The sequence below is a fragment of the Cellulomonas persica genome, from assembly GCF_007989825.1.
Lineage (GTDB): Bacteria > Actinomycetota > Actinomycetes > Actinomycetales > Cellulomonadaceae > Cellulomonas > Cellulomonas persica.
Genome location: NZ_BJUA01000015.1, coordinates 26,819 through 47,211 on the forward strand (window position 1 = coordinate 26,819; position 20,393 = coordinate 47,211).

Sequence of the window (20,393 nt, forward strand, 5' to 3'; positions counted from 1 at the left end):
TCAGTCCTCCTTCGCGTCGGCCGAGGCCTGCTTGGTGTCCTGCTCGGACGCGGACGCGTCCTTCTCCGAGGTCACGGGCCTCTCGGCGCTCGACTGCTCGCCACCCGTCCTCGGCTTCGCGCTCGCGGTCGTCGCGCCCGCTGCCTTCGGGGTCGTCTTCGTGCGCGGCGCACGTGCAGGCTCGTCCTCGCCCGGGAACGGCGGCGCCGTCCAGCCCTCGTCGTGCGCGAGCACGGTGCCCCGCAGCGTCGCCTCGCCCGCCCCGACACCCTCGTCGGCCCGGCCGTCCAGGAAGCCGGCCAGGACGTGGGACATCTCCTTGAAGGAGACGACCTTGTCCGCGCCCCGCGTGGGGGCGACGTCCTCGCCCGCCCGCAGCCGGTCGACGACCTCGGCCGCCGACGCGGGCGTCTGGTTGTCGAAGAACTCCCAGTTGACCATCATCACCGGCGCGTAGTCGCAGGCCGCGTTGCACTCGACCCGCTCGAGCGTGATCTTGCCGTCCTCGGTCGTCTCGTCGTGCCCGATGCCGAGGTGGTCGCACAGGTGCTCGTAGATCGCGTCGCCGCCCATGATCGCGCACAGCGTGTTGGTGCAGACGCCGACCGTGTACTCGCCGTTGGGGTGGCGCTTGTACTGCGTGTAGAACGTCGCGACCGCCGAGACCTCGGCCGTCGTGATCCCGAGCGTCGCAGCGCAGAACGCGATGCCGCGCGGGCTCACGTAGCCGTCCTCGGACTGCACCAGGTGCAGCAGGGGCAGCAGCGCGGAGCGCTCCTGCGGGTAGCGCGCGATGATCTGCGCGGCCTCCGCGTCGAGCCGGGCACGCGTCGCCTCGTCGTACGACGTGCGGTGCGCCTGGCCCTCGCCGCGCGGGACGAGCTCCTCGACGGACATCAGCGGTCCACCCCTCCGAGCACCGGGTCGATCGACGCGACGGCGACGACGACGTCGGCCACCTGCCCGCCCTCGCACATGATCGACGTCGCCTGCAGGTTGTTGAAGCTGGGGTCGCGGAAGTGCGCGCGGTAGGGCCGCGTGCCGCCGTCCGAGACCAGGTGCACACCGAGCTCGCCACGGGGGTGCTCGACCGTCTGCCACACCTGACCGGCGGGGACGCGGAAGCCCTCGGTGACGAGCTTGAAGTGGTGGATCAGGGCCTCCATCGAGGTGCCCATGATCTCCTTGATGTGCGCGAGCGAGTTGCCCATGCCGTCGGACCCGATCGCGAGCTGCGCGGGCCAGGCGATCTTCTTGTCCTCGACCATGACCGGGCCGGGGTTCTTCTCGAGCCGGTCCAGCGCCTGCCGCGCGATCTTGATCGACTGGTACATCTCCTCGAGGCGCAGCACGAGGCGGCCCCAGGCGTCGGGCTCGTCCGAGGTCGGGACGTCGAAGTCGTACGTCTCGTACCCGCAGTACGGCGCGGTCTTGCGCACGTCGTACGGCAGACCGGTCGAGCGCAGGATCGGGCCCGTGACGCCGAGCGCCATCGCGCCCGCCAGGTTCAGGTGCCCGACGCCCTTGAGGCGCAGCTGCAGGATCGGGTTGGCCAGCATGAGGTCCTCGAGCTGGCGCAGGTAGTGCTCGACGTTCGTCAGCGCCTCGCGCGTGGCCTCGATGCCGCCCGCCGGGACGTCCTGGGCGACGCCGCCGGGACGGATGAACGCGTGGTTCATGCGCAGGCCGGTGATCAGCTCGAAGATCTTGAGCAGCTCCTCGCGCGCCGTGAACCCGACGGTCATGATCGTCGTCGCGCCGAGCTCGTTGCCGCCGGTCGCGACGCACACGAGGTGGGACGTGATGCGGTTGAGCTCCATCAGCAGGACGCGGATGACGTTCGCCCGCTCCGGGACGTCGTCGGTGATGCCGAGCAGCTTCTCGACCGCGAGGCAGTAGGCGGCCTCCTGGAAGAGCGGCGCGACGTAGTCCATGCGCGTGCAGAAGGTCACGCCCTGGGTCCAGGTGCGGAACTCCATGTTCTTCTCGATACCCGTGTGCAGGTATCCGATGCCGGCGCGCGCCTCGGTGACGGTCTCGCCGTCGATCTCGAGCATGAGGCGCAGCACGCCGTGCGTGGACGGGTGCTGCGGACCCATGTTGACGACGATGCGCTCCTCGCCGAGGCGGGCTGCCTCCTCGGCGATCTCGGACCAGTCACCGCCGGACGCCTCGAACGAGGGGACGCCGGTCGTCTCGTCGTCGACGACGTGGCCCGTCGCGCGCGGGCTGTGGTGGGGGGCGGGGCGTGTGGTGCTCATCAGGTGTACGACCTCCGCTGGTCCGCGGGCGGGACGGTGGCGCCCTTGTACTCGACCGGGATCCCGCCCAGGGGGTAGTCCTTGCGCTGCGGGTGACCGGGCCAGTCGTCGGGCATCTCGATCCGGGCGAGCCCGGGGTGTCCGTCGAAGATGATCCCGAAGAAGTCGAACGTCTCGCGCTCGTGCCAGTCGTGGCCCGGGTAGACGCCCGTGGTGGACGGGATGTGCGGGTCGCTCTCGGGCACCGCGACCTCGAGCCGCAGGCTGCGCGAGTGGGTCACCGACGTCAGGTGGTAGACGGCGTGCAGCTCGCGGCCCTCGTCGTGCGGGTAGTGCACGCCCGAGACGCCCAGGCCCAGCTCGAACCGCAGGTCCTGGTCGTCGCGCAGGTGCTGCACGACCTCGACGAGGTGCTCGCGCGCGATGGTGAGCGTCAGCTCGCCGCGGTCCACGACCACCGACTCGACCGCGTTGCCGAAGCCCGTGCCGGACGCGTCCAGCAGCTCGGCGAGGATGTCGACGACCTCGTCGAACCAGCCGCCGTACGGCCGCTCGCTCGGGCCGGGCAGGAGCACGGTCGTGACGAGACCGCCGTAGCCGCTCGTGTCACCCGAGCCGTGCGCGCCGAACATGCCGCGCCGCACGTCGACCAGGTCGAGCGGCGTGCGCGCCCCGGCGGCCGGCACGTTCTGCGAGCCGGACTCGAGCGCGGCCTCGCTCGTGGCCTGCGCCTCGAGCGAGCCGTCGCCCGGCTTCGTCGCCTGGTCGGCGTCCTTCTTCACGTCGTCGCTCATCGCAGCAGACCCGTCATGTGCGAGGTGGGCGTGGCCGCCAGCGCCGCCGCCTCGGCCGCCGCGGCGGCCTCCTTGCGGTTCACGCCGAGCGGCTCGTTCTGGATCTGGTCGTGCAGCGTCAGGATCGCGTTGATGAGCATCTCCGGCCGCGGCGGGCAGCCGGGCAGGTAGATGTCCACGGGCACGACGTGGTCGACGCCCTGCACGATCGCGTAGTTGTTGAACATGCCGCCCGACGAGGCGCACACGCCCATCGACAGCACCCACTTCGGCTCGGACATCTGGTCGTAGACCTGGCGCACGACGGGGGCCATCTTCTGGCTCACGCGCCCGGCCACGATCATGAGGTCGGCCTGGCGGGGCGAGGCGCGGAAGACCTCCATGCCGAACCGGGACAGGTCGTAGCGCGGCGCTCCGGCGGCCATCATCTCGATCGCGCAGCACGCGAGACCGAACGTGACGGGCCACAGCGAGCCCTTGCGGAAGTAGCCGACGAGGTCCTCGATCGTCGTCAGCAGGAAACCCGAGGGTGCTTCCTCGATCCCCATGTCAGGACCTCCTCGTCGTGCCGGACGTGCTCGTGGCGTGGGCTGTGCTGGTGGTGTGCGGGGCGGGCCGCACGGACCCGCCCGGTCGTGGCGTCAGTCCCACTCGAAGCCCCCGCGGCGCCACTCGTAGACGAACGGCACCGTGATGAGCACGAGGAAGGCGACCATCGCGACGAGCCCGAACAGCGCGAGCTCGACGAAGCTGACCGCCCACGGGTAGAGGAAGACGACCTCGATGTCGAACACGATGAACGTCATCGCGACCAGGTAGTACTTGATCGGGAACCGTCCGCCGCCGATGGCGTGCGGGGTCGGCTGGATGCCGCACTCGTAGGCCTCGAGCTTGGCGCGGTTGTAGCGCTTGGGGCCCAGGATGGCGCTCGCGCCGACGCCACCGAGGGCGAGGACGGCGGCGATGCCCATGAGCCACAGGAGCGGCACGTACGGGTTGGTCATCGGGCGTCCTTCCTCGGCACTGAGAGCGGCGGGGTCATGCGGCGGGGGCGATCCGGGCGAGGCCGGCGATCGTGCGGTCCACGATGTCACCACCGCGCGGTTCGTAGCAGTCGGACAGGAGCTTGAGCACGAACTTCATGAGCAGCGGGCGCGGCAGGCCGTAGCGCGTGCAGATGCGCATGACCTCGGGGTGCTCGATGAGCTTCACGAAGACGCGGCCGAGCGTGTAGTAGCCGCCCAGGTCGTCCTTCATGCGGCTCTGGTACGTGCGCAGCGCACGCTCGCGGCCCGCGGCGGTGCCGCGCGCGAGGCCCTGCGCGATCGCGTCGGCGGCCACGCGCCCGGCCTGCAGGCCGTAGGCGATGCCCTCGCCGTTGAACGGGCTGACCATGCCGGCCGCGTCGCCCGCGAGCAGCAGGCCGTCGGCGTACAGCGGTCCGCGGTTGAAGCCCATCGGCAGCGCGGCGCCGCGCACCGGGCCCACCTGGTTCTCGGGCGTGAACTCCCACTCGGCGGGCGCGTTGCGCATCCAGGCGGCGAACAGCGCCTTGTAGTCGACCTTGGTCGCGGCGGCCGTGGAGCTCACCGAGCCGAGGCCGACGTTCGCCGTGCCGTCGCCGAGCGCGAAGATCCAGCCGTAGCCGGGCATCAGGTGCGACCGGCCGGGCGCGCCGTCCCACAGCTCGAGGTGCGACTCCATCCACGCGTCGTCGTGCCGCGGGGTCCGGAAGTACGTGCGGACGGCCACGCCCATCGGGCGGTCGTCGCGCTTGGTGCGGCCGACGCCCGTGGCGAGGCGTGCGCTGACGCCGTCGGCGGCGACGACCACGCGGGCCCGGTACGTGATCTCGTCGCCCGCGCGCTTGCCGTCGGCGTCGACCGGACGCGCGGTCACGCCCACGACGCGACCCGAGCGCTCGTCGTGCACGGCGCCCGTGACGTTCGTCAGCTCGTGCAGCTTGGCGCCCGCGGCACGCGCGTGCTCGGCCAGGATCTGGTCGAGGGTCATGCGCGAACGGGCCAGACCGTACGAGGGGTACGAGGAGATCTCGGGCCACGGCAGCTCGAGGCGGTGCCCGCCGCCGAGCACGCGCAGGCCCTTGTTGCGGATCCAGCCGTCCTGCTCGCGGATCGGCACGGCCATGCGGACCAGCTCGGCGACCGCACGCGGCGTCAGCCCGTCGCCGCAGACCTTGTCGCGCGGGAACGACGCCTTCTCGAGCAGCAGGACGTCGAGCCCTGCACGCGCGCAGTGGTACGCGGTCGCGGCCCCGGCGGGACCGGCGCCCACGACGATGACGTCTGCGTCATCGGTTGCGACCACCACGACTTCACTCCACTTGTGACGTTGTTCACTTGCGCTCGGGCGAGTCTATAGGGGCCCTCCGGAGGGTGTCTGCGAAGGCTTACCTCACCTCGTGGCGCGAGTCGGCCCAGTCCCCGCGAACACCGGGAAACGGACACCGACCCGGCCCCGGGCGGACCGCGACCGCACCGCACCCGTCACGCCGGACGGGTCCCCCGGTGCAGCGCGACGATACCGCCGGACAGGTTCCGGAACGCGACGCCCGACCACCCCGCACGCTTGATGGTCAGCCCCAGCTCGCGCTGGTCCGGCCAGTCCCGGATCGACTCCGCGAGGTACACGTAGGCGTCCGAGTCGCGCGCGACCGCACGCGCCACGCGCGGCAGCGCCTGCGTGAGGTAGCCGGTGTAGACCGCCCGGAACGGCGCGAACGTCGGCGTCGAGAACTCGCACACGACGAGCCTGCCCCCCGGCTTGGTCACGCGCAGCATCTCCGCGAGCGCCGCCGGGACGTCCGGCACGTTGCGCAGACCGAACGAGATCGTCACCGCGTCGAACGACTCGTCGGCGAACGGCAGGTGCAGCGCGTCGCCCGCGACGAACGGCAGGTCCGGGCGGCGGCGCTTGCCGACGCCGAGCATCCCCTCGGACAGGTCGCACGGGACGACGAGCACACCCGCGTCGGCCAGCGGCTCCGACGACGTGCCCGTGCCCGCCGCGAGGTCGAGCACCGTCTCGCCCGGCTGCGCCCCGAGCGCCGCGAGCGTCGCCTTGCGCCACTGCCGGTCCTGGCCCATCGAGAGCACGTCGTTCGTCCGGTCGTAACGCTGCGCCACGGAGTCGAACATCGCTGCGACCTCGTCGGGCTGCTTGTCCAGGTTCGCTCGCGCCATGCGCCCATCGTGCCAGCCCACGCGGGCTCGGCACGACGCGGCCACCGACGACGGCGCGGCGCGTGGCGTCGACCACCGCGCGCACGGGCCTACCCTGGTCGGTGATGAGCACGCTGACCTCCGCCCCTGCGGAGCGACTCCCCCACCCCCTCGTCGTGCGGACCGTCGCGCTCGACCTGCCGGGCGCCCCCGCGACACCCGCGGCCGCGCCCCCCACGGACGGGACGCTCCCCGAGGCCGACCCGACCGACCTCCTCGACCTGCTGCCCGCGCCGGGCAGCGAGGCCGCCGACGGTGCCGCGCCGCTCGCGTGGGTGCGCCGCGGCGACGGGCTCGTCGGCTGGGGTGAGCTGCTGCGCTTCGAGGTCGCCGGCGCCGAGCGGTTCGCGCAGGCCGAGCGCGCGTGGCGCGAGGTGCTCGCGCACGCGGTGGTCCGCGACGAGGTCCAGCTCCCGGGCACCGGCCCGGTCGCGTTCGGCTCCTTCGCGTTCGACGAGCACTCGGCGGCCGGTGGCGTCGTCGTCGTGCCGCGCGTGGTCGTCGGACGACGAGGCGGGCGCGCGTGGCTCACGACGATGACCGTGGGCGCCGCGCTCGGGCCCGTGCCGGACCTCGCCGAGCTCGTGGGCGCACCGCCCGCCCCCGCGTCGCCCGGCGCGGTCACCTACGGCGACGGCGCGGTCACCGCGGACGGCTGGCGCGACGTGGTCGCCGCCGGGATCGCCGCGGTGCGCGACGGCGAGGTCGACAAGGTCGTCCTCGCGCGCGACGTCGAGGCCCGCACCGAGCACCCGCTCGACGTGCGCTGGGCGCTGCAGCGGCTCGCGCACGGGTACTCGTCGTGCTGGACGTTCAGCGTCGACGGCATGCTCGGCGCCACGCCGGAGCTGCTCGTGCGCTCCGAGAAGGGCCTCGTGACGTCCCGCGTGCTGGCCGGCACGATCCGGCGCACCGGCGACGACGCCGCGGACCTGGCCCGCGCCGCGATCCTCGCGCACTCGTCGAAGGACCTCGAGGAGCACGAGTACGCCGTGCGGTCCGTCGCGCACGCGCTCGAGCCGTTCTGCTCCTCGACCAACGTCCCCGACGTGCCGTTCGTGCTGCACCTGCCGAACGTGCTGCACCTCGCGTCCGACGTCACCGGCGTGCTCGGGGGCGAGGCCCACGCGCACCCCTCCTCGCTCGCGCTCGCCGCGGCGCTGCACCCGACCGCCGCGGTGTGCGGCACGCCCACCCAGGCCGCCGCGACGCTCATCCGGCGCATCGAGGGCATGGACCGGGCGCGCTACGCGGGCCCGGTCGGGTGGTTCGGCGCCGACGGCGACGGCGAGTGGGGCATCGCGCTGCGCTCGGCGCAGACGTCGGCGGCCGACCCGCACCGCGTGCGCCTGTTCGCGGGCTGCGGGATCGTCGCGGCGTCCGACCCGGCGGCCGAGCTCGCCGAGTCCGAGGCCAAGCTCGTGCCCATGCGCACGGCCATCGGATCCGACTGACGCGCACCTGACGCGCACCTGACCCGCGCCCGACCGGCCCGCGCCCACGCCTGACCCGCACGGGCAGCACGAGGCCCGGCCGGTCGGCGTGCGCCGACTCGACCGGGCCTCGGCGCGGGACCGGGGGTGCCGGGTCCCGCGGCTTCTCGGCGGGTTCAGGGGGGAGCCCCGCCGAGAGCTCAGGTCAGCCCTGGTTCTGCTGCAACCACTCCCACAGCTCCTGGGGCGTCATGCTGTTCAGGTCGGGCATCTGGCTGCCCTGGTCCTGGCCCTGGTCCCCGCCCTGGTCCTGACCCTGGCCCTGGTCCTGGTCCTGGCCGAACGGGTTGCGGCCCTGGCCGCCGCCCGGCTGCTGCTGCTCGGGCTGCTGCTGGTCCGGCGTCGCGTCCTCCCGCGTCGCGAGCGTGACCTCGACGTCGATCGCCTTGCCGTCGCGCACCACGGTCAGCGTGACCTGGTCGCCCGACGCGTGCGCCCGGACGAACGCGGTCAGCGACTCCGCGCCGCCCACGGCGTCGCCGTCGATCCCGACGACCACGTCGTCGACCTCCAGGCCGGCCTTCGCCGCCGGAGATCCCTCGTTGACCTGCTTGACGACCGCACCCGCACGCGTCACGCCGTCGGCCGTCGCGGTGCCGTCGTCGAGACCGACGCCGAGGAACGCGTGCTTCGCCGTGCCGGACTCGATGAGCTGGCCCGCGACGTTCTTGACCAGGTCGACGGGGATCGCGAAGCCCAGGCCGATCGACCCGGACTGCTGCGACGTCGTCGCGATCGACGAGTTGATGCCGATGACGCGGCCCTGAGCGTCGAACAGCGGACCACCGGAGTTGCCGGGGTTGACCGACGCGTCGACCTGGATCGCGTTGGTCACCGTGGTCTCGGAGCCCGACTCGTCCTGCGTCGAGACGGGACGGTCGATCGCCGAGACGATGCCGGTGGTCACGGTGCTCTGCAGGCCGAGCGGGTTGCCGACCGCCATGACCGCCTGGCCGACGCGCACGCCCTCGGACGTGCCGAGCGCGGCCGGCTGCAGGTCGGACGGCGGGTCGACGAGCTTGATCACCGCGAGGTCCGTGGTCGGGTCCGTGCCCACCACGTCCGCGGTGAAGATGCGGCCGTCGGTCAGCGTGACCTCGACCTGGTCGTCCTGCGCACCCGCGACGACGTGGTTGTTGGTGACGATGTGGCCCTCGTCGTCGATCACGACGCCCGAGCCGAGCGCCGTGCCCGACGAGGACGTCGTCTCGATCGCGACGACGGAGGCCTGCACGGCGGCGGAGACGGCCTGCCAGTCCGGGGCGTCGTCCGACGAGCCGGAGACCGGCACCGTGTCGGTGGACGACTGGCCGAGCTGCGCGAACGAGCTCGAGCCGTTCGAGTCCGCCGGTGCGGCCGGACCGCGGTCGAGCTCGGACGTGATGCCGAGCGTCGCTGCGGCGGCGACGAGCGCGCTGGCGGCCGCGGCGGTCACCGGGATCCAGATGCGGCGCTTGGGGCGCTCCGGCGCGGCGGGTGCCGCGGGGTCGGTCGGCTGCGGCCCGGCGGCCCACGGGTTCGGCTGCGGCTGGTGCTGCGCCGGGCCGGCGTGCACGGGGGCGTACGCGGCGGGGGCCGCCGCAGGCGCGGCCGCGGGGATCGCGGGCTGCGCGGCAGTCGTCGGCACGGCCCCGGTGGGCGCCGCGGGGGTCGGCGGTGCGGGGGTCGGCGGTGCGGGGACCGGCGGCAGCGGCTGGGTCGGCTCTGCCTGCGGGTGGTTCTCGGGTGTCGTGGTCATGGTCGCGAGCTCCTCCTCGGTTCGGCCTCCATGGAACGTCGCGCATCTGGGCGCACGCTTGCATGAACCTGTGAGTTCGCTGGAAGTTTGGTGCACACGCGAGAGGGCGGCCGGAACGCACCCGCACGGCCGGGCTCAGGCGTCGAGCGCCTGCGCGGCCGCGGCTGCGACGCTCCGGGCGAGCAGCTGCGTCTGCGCTCGTCGTCCCGCGCGGTCCACCCGCACCTCGACGACGCTCACCCCGCGCCCCGGAGCGGCGAGTGCGGGCAGCAGCGCGTCGACCTCGACGACGCGCGTGTGCCGCACCCCGTACCCCGCGCACAGTGCGGCGAGGTCGGCGCCGTGCGGCGTGGCGAAGACGCGCTCGAACACCGCGGCGCGGTGCGGCTCGCCGTGCTCGAGCGTCGCGAAGATCGACCCTCCGTCGTCGTTCGCGACCACGACCTGCAGGTCCACGGCGGGCTCGCCGGGACCACGCAGCAGCCCGCCCACGTCGTGCAGGAACGTGAGGTCACCGACGAGCGCACGCACGCGGCGGTGCGGCAGGCCGAGGGCGACGCCCGTCGCGGTCGACAGCGTGCCGTCGATCCCGGCCAGGCCGCGGTTGGCCAGGACGAGCGGGGGCGTGTCCCAGCGCGCGACGAGGTCGAGGTCCCGCACCGGGTTGGACGAGCCGACGACGACCACGTCCTGCGGTGCGCTCGCGAGCGCGAGCGTGCGTGCGAGCACCGGGCCGGTGATCCGCGCACCCGTGCGTGAGCGGCGGCCGCGGACGGCCTCGGGTCCGTCGTCGAGCACCGCGTCGATCGCCGCCCGTGCGGCCTCGTCGGCCGCGAGCCACGACTCGAGCCAGCCCGCGGGTCCGCGCATGCGGCCCTGGCGCATGCGCGCGGGCGCCTCGAGCAGCACCTGGTCGGCCGAGCGCGCCGCGTCGTACCAGTCGGCGCCGCGCGGCGCGAGGACGATCACCTCGACGTCGTCGCGCGCGAGGAGCTGCTGGACGGGGCGCGACAGCGTGGGGCGGCCGAGCACGACGACGCGGCGCACGCGACCGCCGAGCCGCTCGTCGGCCAGGAGCAGGCGGTACGCGCTGATCGCGCACGGCCCGCCGCGGGCGCCCGACGACGGCTCGGCGAGCAGCGGCCACGCGTTGACCTCGGCGAGGCGCCGCGCGGCGGCGCCGGCACCGTCACCGGCGACGACCACGGTCGGGATGCCGCTCAGCCGGCCGGGGCCGCGCCGGCTCGCGCGCTCGGCGGGCTCGGACGTGCGCGGGGTCGTGCCGCTCGTGGCGGCCTGGAGGACCGCGGGGATCGCGCCGGTCGTCGTCGGGACCACGGGGTGCGGACGCGACTGCACATGCGTCAGGCCCTCCGGCGAGGGTTCCGGCCACGGCTCGTCGCCCGGGACGAGCGGCTCGCGGAACGCGACGTCGAGGTGCACAGGACCCGGGTCGCCCGTGCGCGCGCCCGTGGCCGCGGCGACCGCACGTGACGCCACGCGCCGCAGGTCGCGCGCCTCGTGCGGCAGGCCGACGGGCGCGGGCAGGTCGACGCCGAGCCGCACCGCGGAGCCGAACATGCCCGCCTGCTCGGTGGTCTGGTTGGCGCCCGTGCCGCGCAGCTCGTGCGGGCGGTCCGCGGTGACGACGACGAGCGGCAGGCCGCTGTGGTGCGCCTCGAGGACCGCGGGGTGCAGGTTGGCCGCGGCGGTGCCCGAGGTGGTCACGACGGCGACGGGGCGCGCGGTCGCGGGGCCGTCGTCGGCGTGCGCGGAGGCCTTGGCGAGGCCGAGCGCGAGGAACGCGGCCGCACGCTCGTCGATCCGCACGTGCAGCCGCAGCGCGGGCGCGTGCTCGGGGCGTTCGCCGTCGGGGGCGCTCGCGTCCGCGAGCGCGTACGCGAACGGCGCGCTGCGCGAGCCGGGGGCGAGGACGACGTCCTCGACACCCAGCGCCGCGAGCGCCTGCACGAGCACGCGGGCGGCCGCGACAGCGGGCGATCCGGGAGCGGGCGCCGTCGTCACGCCGGACATCATGCCCGTTCCGGACGCGTGAGGAGACCACGGACCGCGGCCGTACGGGCACGCCAGCGGGCGTCGAGCTCGTCGTCGGCCGCGGCGGCGGCCACGAGCGCGGCGTCGGGTAGCGGCCGGCGCACGGGCAGCGCGCCGTCGGCCGGCAGCAGCGGGTCGGCGACGAGGTCGGCCGTCAGGAGCTGCGCGGTGGCCAGGCCGCACGCGTACGGCAGCTCGGGCAGCGCCGCCGCGAGCGCGACGCCCGCGGCGAGCCCGACCGACGACTCGAGCGCGGACGACACGACCACGGGCAGCCCGATGCGCTCCGCGAGCTCGAGGCACGCGCGCACTCCCCCGAGCGGCTGCACCTTGAGCACGACGACGTCCGCGGCGTGTGCGCGCGCGACCGCGAGCGGGTCGGCCGCGCGGCGGATCGACTCGTCCGCGGCGATCGGGACGTGCGTGCGGCGCCGCAGCGCCGCGAGGTCGTCGACCGTGGGCACGGGCTGCTCGGCGTACTCGAGCCCGCCCGCCGCGCCGTCGAGCACCGCGAGCCGGCGCACCGCCTCGTCGACGTCCCACGCGGCGTTCGCGTCGACGCGGATCGCGCCGTCGGGGCCGATCGCGTCACGCACCGCCTCGAGGCGCGCGACCTCGTCGGACACGTCCTGCCCGCGCTCGGCGACCTTGACCTTGGCGGTGCGGCACCCGCCCGAGGCGAGCACGATGCGGCGCGCGGTGTCCGCGTCGACCGCCGGGACCGTGACGTTGACCGGCACCCGGTCCCGGACCGGCTCGGGCCAGCCGAGCTCGGCGGCCTCGTGCGCGGCCCGCCACCAGGAGGAGGACTCCTCGTCGTCGTAGTCCCAGAACGGCGAGAACTCCCCCCAGCCCGCGTCCCCACGGACCAGCACGCCGTCGCGCGAGGTCAGGCCGCGGAACCGGGTGCGCATCGGCACCGACCACACGACGACGTCCGGGGCGAGCATCGGTCCAGGTTACGTGCCGCACCTGCGACCCCCTCTGCTCGTCGGCCGCCTTGCCGCCCGCTCGTTAGGGTGAGCGCCGTGAGCACCGAGCCGTCCGCCCCCGTCCCCGCCCGCGTCTCCGACACGTTCGACCCCCAGCGCTGGCGCGTGGTCGACGGCTTCGAGGGGCTCACGGACCTCACGTACCACCGCGGCGTGGACCGCTCCGGCGACGCGGTGCGCGACCTGCCCGTCGTGCGCGTCGCGTTCGACCGGCCCGAGGTCCGCAACGCGTTCCGCCCGCACACCGTCGACGAGCTGTACCGCGTGCTCGACCACGCGCGCATGTCGTCGGACGTGGGCACCGTCCTGCTCACCGGCAACGGCCCGAGCCCCAAGGACGGCGGCTGGGCGTTCTGCTCGGGCGGCGACCAGCGCATCCGCGGCCGCGACGGCTACCGGTACGCCGAGGGCGAGACCGCCGAGGCGATCGACCCCGCACGCGCCGGCCGGCTGCACATCCTCGAGGTGCAGCGCCTCATCCGGACCATGCCCAAGGTCGTCGTCGCGCTCGTCAACGGCTGGGCCGCGGGCGGCGGGCACTCGCTGCACGTCGTCGCGGACCTGACGATCGCGTCGCGCGAGCACGCGCGGTTCATGCAGACCGACGCCAACGTCGGCTCGTTCGACGGCGGCTACGGCTCGGCGCTGCTCGCGCGGCAGGTCGGCCAGAAGCGCGCCCGGGAGATCTTCTTCCTCGCGCGCGAGTACTCGGCCGACGAGGCGTACGCGTGGGGAGCGGTGAACGACGTCGTGCCGCACGACGAGATCGAGGACGCCGGCCTGGAGTACGCGCGGATCATCGCGACCAAGTCGCCGCAGGCGATCCGCATGCTGAAGTTCGCGTTCAACCTGGCCGACGACGGCCTCGCGGGCCAGCAGGTGTTCGCGGGCGAGGCCACGCGCCTGGCGTACATGACGGACGAGGCGGTCGAGGGGCGCGACGCGTTCCTGCAGCGGCGCGACCCGGACTGGTCGAGCTTCCCGTACGCGTACTGACGCGGGCGTCGGGTCGCGGCGCGGCCTCGTCGGGCCGGCGCCTGCCCCCCACCCACCGGCGCCGGGTCAGCTGCCGGACGCGAACCAGGCCATGACGTCGACGACCTGCGCGACGACGAACGCCGCGCCGATGACGAGAGCGAGCAGGACGACGCCCGCCGCGACGACCGCGCCTGCGGAGGCGACATCGTGCTCGACGAGCTCATGTGCGGAATCCGTGGTCATGGACCCAGGTTCGTCCGCGGGCACCGGTCACCGCGTCGGCCGCCGGACCGGTCCTCCCAGCGCGCTCACCCCACCGCGGGCGGGTGCACGAAGGCCGGGCCTCCACCCGAGGGTGGACGGCCCGGCCGACGACAGGTGGACTCAGCTGACCGTGAGCGAACCCTTGCCCTGCGGCACGAGCTCGACCCACGTGTTCCCGGGCGCGAGCAGCGCCTCGGTGCCGTCCGGCAGGTAGAGGCGCATCGGGTCCTCGGGCGCGGCCTTCTTCCACGTCACCGCGATCGTCTTGCCGCCGGTCGCGATCGTGGCGTCGCCCTCGCCCTTGAGCTTGTACGTCGGGACGAGCGTGCCGCCCTGCGCCTTGAACTTGGTCTGCTCGTGCACCGCGACGATCGAGACGACGTTGACCGCCGAGAGGCGCTCGCCGCTCGCCGCCATCGCGGGCGTCGAGCCCTCCGAGCGCAGCCACGTGCCGCTGGCCGCGTCCCACGTCCAGGTCGGGTTCGACGCCGCCGACAGGCGGAACGAGAGCGTGCTCGCGGCCGTGCCGCTGGTGACCGCCGTGGCCTCCTCGGCCGTCCGGGCGAACCCGAACTGCTCCGCCGGGGAGTTCTGGTGGTTCGCGTCGGCGAGGCCCCAGAAGACCGCCATGTCGCCGTAGACGTTGTGCGGCGCAGGGCGTGCGCTCGAGCGCGACATGCCCTTGACGCCCGCATCGTTGCTGAGGAGCTGGATGCCCGCGTCCTTGGTGAGCGCCACGATGCCCGGCTGACCGCCCGAGAACGCGAGCAGCGGGTTCAGGGGCTTGAGGATCGTCCAGTCCATGGGGCGGACCGAGCGGATCGGGCCGACCGACTCCGGGACCTGCGAGTGGTACACCGCGACGAACCGCGAGACCTGGAACTCGACGATCGTCTCCCACACCACGTCGGCCTTCTCGAGGCCCGTCTGCGGGCGCGCGGCCGAGGTGTTCTCGACCTTCACGCCGATCGCCGGACGGTTCACCGGCTCGCCCTCGATCGGGACGCCCGTGAGCGGCCAGGTCGCCGCCACCGACGGCGTCGGGACCGGCTGCTTGTCGGCGTCGATCGTCGCCTTCTCGGTGACGGGCGTGGGCGCCGGCTGCGGGTCTGCAGAGCTGCAGGCGGCGGTGAAGGTCAGCGCGAGCGCGCCGAGCAGGCCGAGTACACGCACGCTGTTCGTGCGCGGTCGTCGGATGGACGTGGGCGTCATCGGTGTCTCCCCCCAGGGTCAGCGGGACCAGGGTGCCACGGACGGCAGCGGGCGCGTGCATCCGGACCACGTTCGTCCGTGTTCTCCCTCGTTCCTCCCCGTCGTGCTCGGTTCGCCTCCGCACGACGGCGTGCGTCGTGTCGCGTCGATCACGTCGCGGCAGGCCGGGACGGGTTCGGCCGACGCGCGTGCGCGACCTAGGCTGGGGAACGTGAGCCGGCCGCTGCGTGACGTCGCTGCACGCGTCGACCTCCTGCTCGACCTCCTGCGCCCGGCGCTCGACGGCACGGGTCCCGCGTTGCGCGTGACGTCGTGCACGCCCGGTTCGGGCGCCGCCCGCACGGCCGACGAGGCGTCCGACGATCGGGCTCGCGACGACGAGGTGCCCGACGACGTCGCGCTCGTCGTCGCGACCTCCGGCTCGACCGGTGAGCCGCGTGCGGCGCTCCTGACCGCGGCCGCTCTGCGCGCCTCCGGTCTGGCGACCGAGCGGCGCCTGTCCGGTCCGGGCCGGTGGCTGCTCGCGCTGCCCGTCGACCACGTCGCGGGGCTTCAGGTGCTCGTGCGCTCGGTGCTCGCCGGGACGCGCCCCGCCGTCGTCGCCGGCGCGCACTTCACCCCTGACGCGTTCACCGCGGCGGTCGCCACCATGACCGACGACGAGCGCGGCGACACCGCGACCGACGACGCGGCGACCGCCGACGCGGGCGCGACCAGCAGCGCACCCGGCGGCCGGCCCGCTGTCGAACCCGCTGCTGGACCCGCGGTCCGCCGCTCGCTGCCGCGGTACGTCTCGCTCGTGCCCACGCAGCTCGTGCGCATCCTGGACGACGACGCGGCGACCGCGGCCGCGCGCACGTTCGACGCGATCCTGCTCGGCGGCGCGGCCGCTGCGGCTCCCCTGCTCGCGCGCGCCCGGGACGCGGGACTGCGCGTCGTCACGACGTACGGCATGACCGAGACGTGCGGCGGGTGCGTGTACGACGGCGTGCCCCTCGACGGCGTGCAGCTCCGGCTGGACGACGACGGCCGCGTGCTGCTCGGCGGCGACGTCCTGGCCGCGGGCTACCTGGGCCGTCCCGACCTCGACGCCACGACGTTCGTCGAGCGCGACGGCACCCGCTACCTGCGCACGAGCGACCTCGGGCGGATCGACGACGACCGCCTCACGGTGCTCGGGCGCGCCGACGACGTCGTCGTCACCGGCGGCGTCAACGTCGCGCCCGCGGCCGTCGAGGCGGCCCTCGCGACGCTGCCGGGGGTCGCCGAGGCGCTCGTCGTGGGCGTCCCCGACGACGAGTGGGGCCAGGCGGTCGCGGCCCTCGTCGTCCTCGACACCTCGGCCGCCCCGTCGTCGGGCGCGACCTCCTCGGACGGACGGCCGTCGGTCGACCTCGCCACGGTGCGTGCGCACGTCGCGAGCGCGCTCGGTGCGCCGTTCGCGCCGCGCCACCTCGTCGTCGTCGACGCGCTGCCGCTGCGCGGACCCGGCAAGCCCGACCGCCGGACGGCCCGCACGGTCGTCGAGACCCACCTCGCGTCGTCCACCGCCCAGCCCACCTCATCCGGGAGCCCCGCGTGAACACACCGCAGGAATGGGTCGCCGGCGCGCGGCCCCGCACGCTGCCCGCCGCGGCCGCCCCCGTGCTCGTCGGCACCGGCGCGGCCGCGCAGCTCGACGCGTCCCATCTCGGGCGCGCGCTGCTCGCACTCGGCGTCGCGCTCGCGCTGCAGGTCGGCGTGAACTACGCGAACGACTACTCCGACGGCATCCGCGGGACCGACCTCGACCGCGTCGGCCCCATGCGGCTGACCGCGTCGGGCGCTGCGCGACCGTCCGACGTCCGCAACGCCGCGTTCCTCGCGTTCGGCGTCGCGGCCGTGCTGGGGCTGTGGCTCGTCGCCGCGTCCGGCACGTGGTGGCTGCTGGCCGTCGGCGCGCTCGCGATCCTCGCGGCCTGGGGCTACACCGGCGGGCGCACGCCGTACGGGTACCTGGGGCTCGGCGAGGTCGGGGTGTTCACGTTCTTCGGGCTCGTCGCCGTCCTGGGCACCACGTACACGCAGGCCGGGCGGCTCTCGTGGGTCGCGTGGGTCGGGGCCGTGGCCGTCGGCCTGCTCGCGTGCGCGCTGCTCATGGTCAACAACCTGCGGGACATCCCCACCGACGCGCTCGTCGGGAAACGGACCCTGGCGGTGCGGCTCGGCGACCGGCGCGCCCGGTGGGCGTACGCGGCGCTCGTCGTCGTGCCCGTGCTGCTCGGCATCGTGTGCGCGTTCGCGGCGCCGTGGGCGCTCATGGTCAGCGTGCTCCTCGCGCCGGCCGGGGTGCTCGCCGTCGTCGTGCTGCTCGGGGCGCGCGGGCGGGCGCTCGTGCCCGTGCTCGCCGGGACGGGGCTGCTCGAGCTCGCGTTCGGGGTGCTGCTCGGGCTGGGGCTCGCGCTCTGACGCGTCAGGCGCGCGGCTCGGTCTGACGTCCGACCGGCTGCTCGTCGGTCTGACGCTCGACCGGCTGCTCGTCGGTCTGGCGCTCGACCGGCTGCTCGTCGGTCTGACGCTCGACCGGCTGCTCGTCGACCTGGGGTGCGGCCGGCTGTTCGTCGGCCTGGGGTGCGGCCGGCTGTTCGTCGGCCTGGGGTGCGGCCGGGTCGGCGTCCGCCTCGGTCTGTGCCTCGGCCTGTGCGTCGACCCGCGCGGTGTCGTCGGACGGCGGCGCGGCCGGACGCGGCTCGCGAGCCGCTCGGTCCTCGGGGTGCTCGGCGAGACGCGCCTCGGCGGCGTCGACCGCCGCGTCCTCATAGCTCGCGTCCTCGTCGGACGCCGTCACCCGGCGCGACCCCGCGCGGGCCGTGGCGCGTTGCTCGACCCAGGCGGCCGCCGCGCGGCTCTGCCGTCCGAGCAGCACGTAGGACAGCGCCCACGCGACGAACAGGCCCGCGACCGGCGCGAGCCAGGAACGCATGCCGACGAACCACAGGGCGACCGTGACGACCGCGAACAGCGCGAGGCGCAGGAGGGTGTAGACGAGGACTGGCACGGAGCCAGCGTAGGCGGGCCCGCGGCCCCGTCGGGCCGCGCCGAGGCCCCACCGCCGCGATCTGCACCACACCGACCGTCACGGCGCGGCCCCCAGCAGATAGCCTGCCGGGATGAGGTACCTGGGGACGCTGCTGCTGATCGGTCTCGTCGTGTACTGCGTGATCGACATCGTGCGCAGCGAGGACGACGAGCGCCTGGGCGTGCACCCCGCGCTGTGGGTGCTGCTCGTCGTGCTGTTCCCGTTGATCGGCGGCGTCGTGTGGCTCGCCGTGAGCCGCACGCGACGCGCCGGACGCGCACCGCGGCAGGCCGCCGGGCCGGTGGCGAGCGGTCCCGTCGCCCCCGACGACGACCCGGAGTTCCTGTGGCGGCTCGAGCAGGAGCGCCGTCGGCGCGAGGGCCGTGGGACCGACGACGAGCCCCGCGACTCGACGGGCCCCGCTCCTAGCTGACCCTTCCGACTGCGGGCAGATGCTCGCAGCGCGAGGCCTCTTCAGGAGGCTGCCCCGGCCCGTCCTTCCCTGGGCTCCACCCTCTGTGGATGACGACACGGGCATGTCGGGCGATCTCGGTACGATTCGTACATGCGTTCGATGCTGTGGGACTCCGGTGCTCCCGCGGCGACGGCAGCCGAGGGGGTCGCCGTCGTCGCGGGCGGCAGCGCGCGCTCGAGCACCGCAGCGCACTCCGGCACGCTCGGCGTCGTGGCTCCTGACGCCGGGGCCGGGGCGGGCGTCGCGCGCCCGGGCGATCTCGGCGTCGGGGGGCCAGACACCGGCGCTGGGCCGGGGACTGGAGCCGCGCGCAACGGCGGACCCGGCGGAGGAGCGCCAGACGTCGGCGCTGGGTCGGGGACGGACGTCGCGAGCGCGGTGGCCTCGCTCGTCAGGCTCGCCCGGTCACTGCTCGCCCCGGCGCGTGCGTCCGCGCGGTGGGCCGGCGCTGACCGGCAGTCGGCGATCGCCGGGATCGACGACGCGGTCGCCGCGCTCATCGCCGCGCGGGCACACCTGCTCAGCGCCGAGCAGCGGGCCGGCAGCTGGGCCGGGAGCGGGGACCGCGACTTCGCCGCGTGGCGTGGGCGAGTCACGCGCGGCGGCGCACCCGCCGCCTCGGCCGAGGTACGGGCCGCGGAGGTCGTGACATCGATGCCCGCCGTCGAGGAGGGGCTCGCGAACCGCACCCTGTCGCAGCGGCACGTCGACGTCCTCGCCCGCACCGCCGCCAAGGCGACGCCCGCGGTCGCCGCGGCCCTGGCCGAGCCCGAGCAGCAGCTCGCGCTCGTGGAGCTCGGGCGTCGGCTCGACGGTCGCCACTTCGCGAGCGCGGTCGACCGCTGGGCGGCGGCTGTGGACCCCGTCGCGGTCGAGCGGGACCACGCCGCCCAGCGGGAGCGCCGGCACCTCCACGTGACGGACACGCCAGGCGGCACGCAGGTGCGAGGGCTGCTCGACCTGCGCGCGGGTCATCGCCTGCGCCTGGCCCTCGAGGCCGCGAGCCCGCGTCCGACCACCGACGACCCGCGCTCGCTCGAGCAGCGTCGTGCGGACGCGCTCGTCGCGATCGCAGAGCACGCGCTGTCGGCTCCCGACTCACCACCCTCGGCGTCCGTGGCGCCGCACGTGTCGGTGGTTCTCTCGCAGGACACGTGGGCGGCGCTCTCGTCCGTCCTCCACCCGCCCCGAACGGACACATCCGCCCGACGATCCCCCGCGGAGATGCTCGCGGAAGGGCTGCGGGGCGTGACGCCACCCGCCGACGAGGAGGGCGCTCCGATCCCCGTCAGCGAGGTCGTGCGGTTGCTGTGCGACTGCGAGCTCACGCGCGTCGTCGTCGACGCCGAGGGCCGACCCGTCGACGTGGGCCGGACCCAGCGGCTGTACTCGGGGTACCTGCGGCGCGCGGTGATCGCCCGCGATCGGGGCTGCGTGTGGTCAGGGTGCGGCGCACGCGCCCGGTGGTGCGAGGTCCACCACATCCAGTAGTGGGACCGGGACGGCGGAGCGACGTCGGTCGAGAACGGTGCTCTGCTGTGCAGCTACCACCACCACGAGGTGCACCGCCGCGACCTCGTGATCGCCCGCACGCCCGGTGGGGGCACGCACGAGATCCGGCAGGTCGGCTACACGTTCCGCACGCGCGACGGCCGCGTCGTTGCGTCCGACCAGCCCGACTCGCACGCCACCGGCGACTCGCACGCCACCGGCCCAGCCCGCACGGACTCCGAGCGCACGACCTCCGATCTCCCCGAGGCCGACGACCGTCCGCCGTGACGTGAGGGAGGAGCGCACCATGACAGGGTGACCGCAGCACGGGGCGCGTCTC

General features: G+C 74.7%; 20 protein-coding genes. 7 read left to right on the plus strand and 13 right to left on the minus strand.

Annotated features, from left to right (window positions below; all coding sequences use genetic code 11):
- From nuoE to CPE01_RS13555, 7 genes are all read right to left on the minus strand, one after another.
- Complete coding sequence (gene nuoE, locus CPE01_RS13525) at window positions 1–897, minus strand: NADH-quinone oxidoreductase subunit NuoE (protein WP_146807349.1); 897 nt, start codon at window positions 895–897, stop codon at window positions 1–3.
- A complete protein-coding gene (locus CPE01_RS13530) occupies window positions 897–2,261 on the minus strand; it encodes an NADH-quinone oxidoreductase subunit D (RefSeq protein ID WP_146807350.1) in 1,365 nt (454 codons plus the stop codon). Before CPE01_RS13530 ends, nuoE begins: the two co-directional genes overlap by 1 nt.
- A complete protein-coding gene (locus CPE01_RS13535; RefSeq protein WP_146807351.1) occupies window positions 2,261–3,055 on the minus strand; it encodes an NADH-quinone oxidoreductase subunit C in 795 nt (264 codons plus the stop codon). The genes CPE01_RS13530 and CPE01_RS13535 overlap by 1 nt, the downstream gene beginning before the upstream one ends.
- A complete protein-coding gene (locus CPE01_RS13540) occupies window positions 3,052–3,603 on the minus strand; it encodes a NuoB/complex I 20 kDa subunit family protein (protein ID WP_141319868.1) in 552 nt (183 codons plus the stop codon). The genes CPE01_RS13535 and CPE01_RS13540 overlap by 4 nt, the downstream gene beginning before the upstream one ends.
- A 93-nt stretch (window positions 3,604–3,696) precedes the next feature.
- A complete protein-coding gene (locus CPE01_RS13545) occupies window positions 3,697–4,059 on the minus strand; it encodes an NADH-quinone oxidoreductase subunit A (RefSeq protein ID WP_146807352.1) in 363 nt (120 codons plus the stop codon).
- A 34-nt stretch (window positions 4,060–4,093) separates the two neighbouring features.
- On the minus strand, window positions 4,094–5,386 hold the full coding sequence (locus CPE01_RS13550; RefSeq protein ID WP_146807353.1) for a geranylgeranyl reductase family protein: 1,293 nt from the start codon (window positions 5,384–5,386) through the stop codon (window positions 4,094–4,096).
- 176 nt (window positions 5,387–5,562) lie between these two features.
- Window positions 5,563–6,258, minus strand: coding sequence for a demethylmenaquinone methyltransferase (locus CPE01_RS13555; protein WP_146807354.1), 696 nt, complete (start codon window positions 6,256–6,258; stop codon window positions 5,563–5,565).
- Window positions 6,259–6,362: 104 nt separating this feature from the next.
- Between CPE01_RS13555 and CPE01_RS13560 the strand changes: the two genes are divergently transcribed.
- Window positions 6,363–7,751 carry an isochorismate synthase gene (locus CPE01_RS13560; protein WP_146807355.1) on the plus strand — a complete coding sequence of 463 codons (1,389 nt, stop codon included), beginning with the start codon at window positions 6,363–6,365 and terminating at the stop codon, window positions 7,749–7,751.
- Between the two features lie 184 nt (window positions 7,752–7,935).
- Here CPE01_RS13560 and CPE01_RS13565 read toward each other — a convergent pair whose 3' ends face one another.
- From CPE01_RS13565 to CPE01_RS13575, 3 genes are all read right to left on the minus strand, one after another.
- The gene (locus CPE01_RS13565; RefSeq protein WP_146807356.1) at window positions 7,936–9,528 is read right to left on the minus strand and encodes a S1C family serine protease; all 1,593 of its coding nucleotides are present in this window, start codon (window positions 9,526–9,528) and stop codon (window positions 7,936–7,938) included.
- Window positions 9,529–9,663: 135 nt separating this feature from the next.
- Window positions 9,664–11,565, minus strand: coding sequence for a 2-succinyl-5-enolpyruvyl-6-hydroxy-3-cyclohexene-1-carboxylic-acid synthase (gene menD / locus CPE01_RS13570; RefSeq protein WP_146807357.1), 1,902 nt, complete (start codon window positions 11,563–11,565; stop codon window positions 9,664–9,666).
- Window positions 11,562–12,533 carry an o-succinylbenzoate synthase gene (locus CPE01_RS13575; protein ID WP_146807358.1) on the minus strand — a complete coding sequence of 324 codons (972 nt, stop codon included), beginning with the start codon at window positions 12,531–12,533 and terminating at the stop codon, window positions 11,562–11,564. The genes menD and CPE01_RS13575 overlap by 4 nt, the downstream gene beginning before the upstream one ends.
- Window positions 12,534–12,611: 78 nt before the next feature.
- Here CPE01_RS13575 and CPE01_RS13580 point away from each other — a divergent pair, with 78 nt between their 5' ends.
- Window positions 12,612–13,571 carry a 1,4-dihydroxy-2-naphthoyl-CoA synthase gene (locus tag CPE01_RS13580; RefSeq protein ID WP_146807359.1) on the plus strand — a complete coding sequence of 320 codons (960 nt, stop codon included), beginning with the start codon at window positions 12,612–12,614 and terminating at the stop codon, window positions 13,569–13,571.
- Between the two features lie 66 nt (window positions 13,572–13,637).
- Here the strand turns inward: CPE01_RS13580 and CPE01_RS16505 are convergent, their stop codons facing one another.
- Both CPE01_RS16505 and CPE01_RS13585 read right to left on the minus strand, forming a co-directional pair.
- Window positions 13,638–13,796 carry a hypothetical protein gene (locus tag CPE01_RS16505; protein ID WP_186811546.1) on the minus strand — a complete coding sequence of 53 codons (159 nt, stop codon included), beginning with the start codon at window positions 13,794–13,796 and terminating at the stop codon, window positions 13,638–13,640.
- Between the two features lie 141 nt (window positions 13,797–13,937).
- Window positions 13,938–15,029: a DUF3048 domain-containing protein gene (locus tag CPE01_RS13585; RefSeq protein WP_146807360.1), complete on the minus strand. Its 1,092-nt coding sequence runs from the start codon at window positions 15,027–15,029 to the stop codon at window positions 13,938–13,940.
- Window positions 15,030–15,240: 211 nt separating this feature from the next.
- Here CPE01_RS13585 and CPE01_RS13590 point away from each other — a divergent pair, with 211 nt between their 5' ends.
- Together CPE01_RS13590 and CPE01_RS13595 are read left to right on the plus strand one after the other, a co-directional pair.
- Entirely contained in the window at window positions 15,241–16,611 is a 1,371-nt protein-coding gene (locus CPE01_RS13590) for an AMP-binding protein (RefSeq protein ID WP_246783946.1), read from the plus strand.
- Complete coding sequence (locus CPE01_RS13595) at window positions 16,608–17,477, plus strand: 1,4-dihydroxy-2-naphthoate polyprenyltransferase (protein ID WP_146807362.1); 870 nt, start codon at window positions 16,608–16,610, stop codon at window positions 17,475–17,477. The genes CPE01_RS13590 and CPE01_RS13595 overlap by 4 nt, the downstream gene beginning before the upstream one ends.
- Window positions 17,478–17,481: 4 nt before the next feature.
- On the opposite strand, the gene CPE01_RS16655 is transcribed toward CPE01_RS13595, so the two are convergent.
- Window positions 17,482–18,066: a DUF4229 domain-containing protein gene (locus CPE01_RS16655; protein ID WP_146807363.1), complete on the minus strand. Its 585-nt coding sequence runs from the start codon at window positions 18,064–18,066 to the stop codon at window positions 17,482–17,484.
- A gap of 112 nt (window positions 18,067–18,178) precedes the next feature.
- On the opposite strand from CPE01_RS16655, the gene CPE01_RS13605 reads away from it, so the two are divergent.
- The 3 genes from CPE01_RS13605 (at window position 18,179) to CPE01_RS13615 (ending at window position 20,341) form a co-directional block, all read left to right on the plus strand.
- Window positions 18,179–18,520, plus strand: coding sequence for a PLD nuclease N-terminal domain-containing protein (locus CPE01_RS13605; protein WP_146807364.1), 342 nt, complete (start codon window positions 18,179–18,181; stop codon window positions 18,518–18,520).
- 132 nt (window positions 18,521–18,652) lie between these two features.
- Entirely contained in the window at window positions 18,653–20,053 is a 1,401-nt protein-coding gene (locus CPE01_RS13610) for a DUF222 domain-containing protein (protein ID WP_146807365.1), read from the plus strand.
- Between the two features lie 69 nt (window positions 20,054–20,122).
- Complete coding sequence (locus tag CPE01_RS13615; protein ID WP_146807366.1) at window positions 20,123–20,341, plus strand: hypothetical protein; 219 nt, start codon at window positions 20,123–20,125, stop codon at window positions 20,339–20,341.
- The last annotated feature ends 52 nt before the right edge of the window (window positions 20,342–20,393 follow it).

Bases quoted from the DNA above. Each gene is read 5' to 3' on its own strand.
- nuoE (WP_146807349.1), bottom strand. From the start codon at position 897: ATGTCCGTCGAGGAGCTCGTCCCGCGCGGCGAGGGCCAGGCGCACCGC.
- CPE01_RS13530 (WP_146807350.1), bottom strand. From the start codon at position 2,261: ATGAGCACCACACGCCCCGCCCCCCACCACAGCCCGCGCGCGACGGGC.
- CPE01_RS13535 (WP_146807351.1), bottom strand. From the start codon at position 3,055: ATGAGCGACGACGTGAAGAAGGACGCCGACCAGGCGACGAAGCCGGGC.
- CPE01_RS13540 (WP_141319868.1), bottom strand. From the start codon at position 3,603: ATGGGGATCGAGGAAGCACCCTCGGGTTTCCTGCTGACGACGATCGAG.
- CPE01_RS13545 (WP_146807352.1), bottom strand. From the start codon at position 4,059: ATGACCAACCCGTACGTGCCGCTCCTGTGGCTCATGGGCATCGCCGCC.
- CPE01_RS13555 (WP_146807354.1), bottom strand. From the start codon at position 6,258: ATGGCGCGAGCGAACCTGGACAAGCAGCCCGACGAGGTCGCAGCGATG.
- CPE01_RS13560 (WP_146807355.1), top strand. From the start codon at position 6,363: ATGAGCACGCTGACCTCCGCCCCTGCGGAGCGACTCCCCCACCCCCTC.
- CPE01_RS13565 (WP_146807356.1), bottom strand. From the start codon at position 9,528: ATGACCACGACACCCGAGAACCACCCGCAGGCAGAGCCGACCCAGCCG.
- menD (WP_146807357.1), bottom strand. From the start codon at position 11,565: ATGATGTCCGGCGTGACGACGGCGCCCGCTCCCGGATCGCCCGCTGTC.
- CPE01_RS13575 (WP_146807358.1), bottom strand. From the start codon at position 12,533: ATGCTCGCCCCGGACGTCGTCGTGTGGTCGGTGCCGATGCGCACCCGG.
- CPE01_RS16505 (WP_186811546.1), bottom strand. From the start codon at position 13,796: ATGACCACGGATTCCGCACATGAGCTCGTCGAGCACGATGTCGCCTCC.
- CPE01_RS13585 (WP_146807360.1), bottom strand. From the start codon at position 15,029: ATGACGCCCACGTCCATCCGACGACCGCGCACGAACAGCGTGCGTGTA.
- CPE01_RS13605 (WP_146807364.1), top strand. From the start codon at position 18,179: ATGAGGTACCTGGGGACGCTGCTGCTGATCGGTCTCGTCGTGTACTGC.
- CPE01_RS13610 (WP_146807365.1), top strand. From the start codon at position 18,653: ATGCGTTCGATGCTGTGGGACTCCGGTGCTCCCGCGGCGACGGCAGCC.